At 76.2% G+C, this 3,805-nt stretch carries 3 protein-coding genes; 2 read left to right on the plus strand and 1 reads right to left on the minus strand.

Annotated elements, in window-relative coordinates; translation table 11 throughout:
• On the plus strand, positions 1-978 hold a 978-nt coding region (locus tag AC0CYZ_RS17920), incomplete at its 5' end, for a cobaltochelatase subunit CobN (RefSeq protein ID WP_472217745.1).
• A 68-nt stretch (positions 979-1,046) separates the two neighbouring features.
• Here the strand turns inward: AC0CYZ_RS17920 and AC0CYZ_RS17925 are convergent.
• Positions 1,047-2,750, minus strand: a complete 1,704-nt coding sequence (locus AC0CYZ_RS17925) for a serine/threonine-protein kinase (protein ID WP_472217747.1) — start codon at positions 2,748-2,750, stop codon at positions 1,047-1,049.
• A 53-nt stretch (positions 2,751-2,803) separates the two neighbouring features.
• On the opposite strand from AC0CYZ_RS17925, the gene AC0CYZ_RS17930 reads away from it, so the two are divergent.
• The coding region (locus AC0CYZ_RS17930) for a serine/threonine-protein kinase (protein ID WP_472217749.1) at positions 2,804-3,805 on the plus strand (1,002 nt) is incomplete at its 3' end.

The raw sequence follows: 3,805 nt of genomic DNA on the forward strand, positions 1-3,805 counted from the left end.
GTGCGGCCGGTGTGGGACGAGGCGTCGCGGCGGGTGACCGGGCTCGAGGTCACCCCGACCGACGAGCTCGGACGGCCCCGGGTCGACGTCGTGCTGCGCATCTCCGGGTTCTTCCGCGACGCGTTCCCGCACGTGGTGGCGACGATGGACGACGCCGTGCAGCTGGTCGCGGCGCTGGACGAGGCCGACGAGGACAACTTCGTCGCCGCCCACGCCCGCGCCGACGCAGCGTCGGGCAGCACCTGGCAGGCCGCCACGACGAGGATCTTCGGCTCACCGCCCGGCGCGTACGGGGCCGGCCTGCTGCAGGCGATGGACTCCCGCGACTGGCGCGGCGACGCCGACCTCGCCGCCATCTACACGACGTGGGGCGGGCACGCCTACGGGCGCGACCGCCAGGGCGAGTCGGCGGTCGAGGAGATGAACGCGGCGTACCGGCGGATCGCGGTGGCGGCGAAGAACATCGACACCCGCGAGCACGACATCGCCGACTCCGACGACTACTACCAGTACCACGGCGGCATGATCGCCACGGTCCGCGCGCTCACCGGGGTCGCGCCGGCGGCCTACGTCGGGGACTCCACGCGCCCGGAGGCGGTGCGCACGCGCTCGCTGATCGAGGAGACCGCGCGAGTCTTCCGGAGCCGCGTCGTGAACCCGCGCTGGATGGCCGCGATGCGCCGCCACGGGTACAAGGGCGCGTTCGAGATGGCCGCGACCGTCGACTACCTCTTCGGCTGGGACGCGACGGCGGGCACCGTCAGCGACTGGATGTACGGCTCGCTCACCGAGAACTACGTGCTCGACGAGCAGAACCGCACGTTCCTGCGCGAGGCGAACCCGTGGGCGCTGCACGGGATGGCCGAGCGCCTGCTCGAGGCCGTCGACCGGGGCCTGTGGGCGGACCCGGACCCGGCGATGGTCGAGTCGCTGCGCGAGGCGTTCCTGGAGGCGGAGGGCGAGGCCGAGGGCGAATAGGTGCGCTTCGCGCTCGTGAGCACTATTCCGCCATATGACACGGGAAAGTGCGCACAAGGCGCAGCCACCTACAGGCGCTCCGGCACCGTCGCCAGCGCGCTCGCGAGCTCCGCGGGGTCGACGAAGCGGGCGTCCGGGTCCGGGTCGAGCAGCGCCTCGATCACCGAGCGCAGCTCCGGCGAGCAGGGGAGCGCGGCCACGTCGACGGGGTCGGCGCCGGCCCGGGCGATGATCGCGGCCGCCGAGCCGTGCCTGGCGGGCTGCGCGGTGAGCATCTCCACCAGGATCAGCCCGAGGGAGAACAGGTCCGAGCGGACGTCGACCGTCCCGCCCCGCAGCGCCTCCGGGGCGAGATAGGCCGGGGTCCCGACGACCGCCCCGCCCGGCGCCTCCTCGTCCGCGCGGTGCGCAGGGCCCAGCCCGACGACGACCGGGCGGCCGTCCGGGGTGATGACGACGTGGGACGGCGCGAGGTCGAGCCGCACCACGCCCGCGCCGTGCAGGTGGTGCATCAGGTCGAGCAGGCCGAGCGTGAGGTCGACCGCCACGGGCGGCGCCAACGGCCCCCGGTCCAGCAGTTCGTCGAGCCCGAGCCCGGGGACGAACTCCGTGACGAGGCCGGGCCGCCCGCCCTCCTCGAGCGTGCCCAGGGTCGGCGCGAGCAGCGGGTGGTCGAGCCGGCGGGCGAGGTCCACGCCGCGCCGGAACCGCTCGCGGGCCACGGCGTCGTGCTGCTCCCGGACGTCGAGGAGCGTGATCGCGACGTCGCGGGTGGTGAAGGTGTCGTGCGCCCGGTACGTCCGCCCGAGCACGCCCCGCCCGAGCTCGGAGAGCAGCACGTAGCGCCCGTCGCCCACGCGGCCCAGCTCGCGGGGCGCGACGCCGGTGCGCGCGAGGGCCTCGGCGACCGAGCGGGAGAGCCGGTACACCGTCTCGGTGGGTCCGGGGGTCCCGACGAACGTGGCGTGCGGCGAGTCCGGCTCACGGGCGGTCAGGATGCCGACCGCGGCGAGCTCACGCAGCAGCCCCACGCACTCGTCGTCGGAGGCCGGCTCACGGCGGTGCCCGCCGGCGACGCGGTCGGCCACGAGGTCCGAGGCGGTGAACGTCGTGCCGCGGCGGTCGAGGGCCCAGTCGACGACGAGGTAGGTGGCGCTGCGGCGGCGGTCGATGTCGAGGTGGTGGGAGAGCGGGCCGCGCGGACGGGACTGTGCCCAGAGCGGGCCGACCCGGCGTTCGAGGGCGGCGTGGAACGCGATCGAGGTCGCCCGGGCCGTGTCGACGACGACGTGCGGGCCGTCCGGGTGCCACTCGACCAGCGCGTCGAGCTCGCCCAGCAGCAGGCGGGGGATGCCGCGCGAGCGGTACTCCAGGTGCTCGGCGAGGGTCTCGAGCTCGGGCCCCGGCGCGAGCAGCACGCCCCGCAGCAGCTCGACCGACGCTCCGCGGGGCAGCGAGTCGAGGTAGATCTGGCGGCCGAACACCGCGGACCAGACGCTGCCGCCGCGGGTGTCGCTGCGGCGGGCGGCGTCGAGGACGTCGACGCCGGCGACGACCACGACGTGCGCCCCGGTGGCGGTCAGGACGGGGCTCAGGGCCCGCAGGAGGTGCTCGAACGACGCGATGCCGGGGCCGTCGACGGTGAGCCGGTCGACGTCGTCGAGGACCACGACGACCCGGCCCGCCCAGGGTTCGGCGCCGCGGCGGAACCACTTCCGCGACGGGCCGCTGTCGGACCTCGGCGGGGCGGCGAGCGCGGCGAGCAGCGCCACGACGTCGCGCTCGAGGTCGGGCAGGGCGAACGGGGCGGCGGCCCGGCGCCGGCATCGGGCGCTACCGCCTCGAGGAGCTCCTGGGCCGGGGCGGCATGGGCGAGGTGTGGCGCGCCTTCGACACCGGACGCGAGCGGTGGGTCGCACTCAAGCTGCTGCTCGAGCCGCTGGCGCACGACGCCGAGTTCGTCGCGCGCTTCCGCCGCGAGGCCCGCCTCGCCGCGCGGCTCTCCGACCCGCACATCCTGCCGATCCACGACTTCGGAGAGCTCGAGGGCCGCCTCTACATCGACATGCGCATGGTCGACGGGCCCGACCTCGCCAAGGTCGTCTCCCGCGGGCCCGTCCCGCCCGACCGGACCGCCGCGATCGTCTCCCAGATCGCGAGCGCCCTCGACGCCGCCCACACCGGCGGGCTGGTCCACCGCGACGTCAAGCCGGCGAACGTGCTCCTGGCGGCGCGCGACCCCGTCTTCGCCTACCTCACCGACTTCGGCGTGGCCGCCGAGCAGAACCGCTCGGACGGCCTGACCGAGGCGGGCACCGTCCTCGGCACGCTGGCCTACCTCGCCCCGGAGACCTTCGAGGGCATCCCGCCCGGGCCCGCGTCGGACATCTACGCGCTGGGGTGCGTGCTCGCCGAGATGCTGCTCGGCCACCCGCCGTACAAGACGGCCACCCCCGCCCAGGCGCTGCGCGCGCACGTCCACGAGCCGCCGCCGCGGCCCTCGGAGCGTGACTCCCGCGTGCCGAAGGCGTTCGACGACGTCGTCGCGCGCGCGATGGCGAAGGACCCCGCGCGCCGCTACCGCACCGCCGGGGAGCTGGGCGCCGCGCTGGTCGCCGCGGTCGGGTCCCCGCCGCGCGCCGAACCCGGGGCCACCGGCGTCGCCGTGGCTCCGCGGCCCGCCGCCACGTCCGCGGGGACGCCCGCGGGCACCGCGCCGGCCGCCGTCGGGCCGGCTCCCGCCACGCCGACCGAGGTCGGCGAGGGGCCGGCCCGCACCGTGGTGACCCGCCTGCCGGCCCCGCCGCCGGTCGAGCTGCCCGCGCCG

Source organism: Actinomycetospora sp. (genome assembly GCF_055612215.1).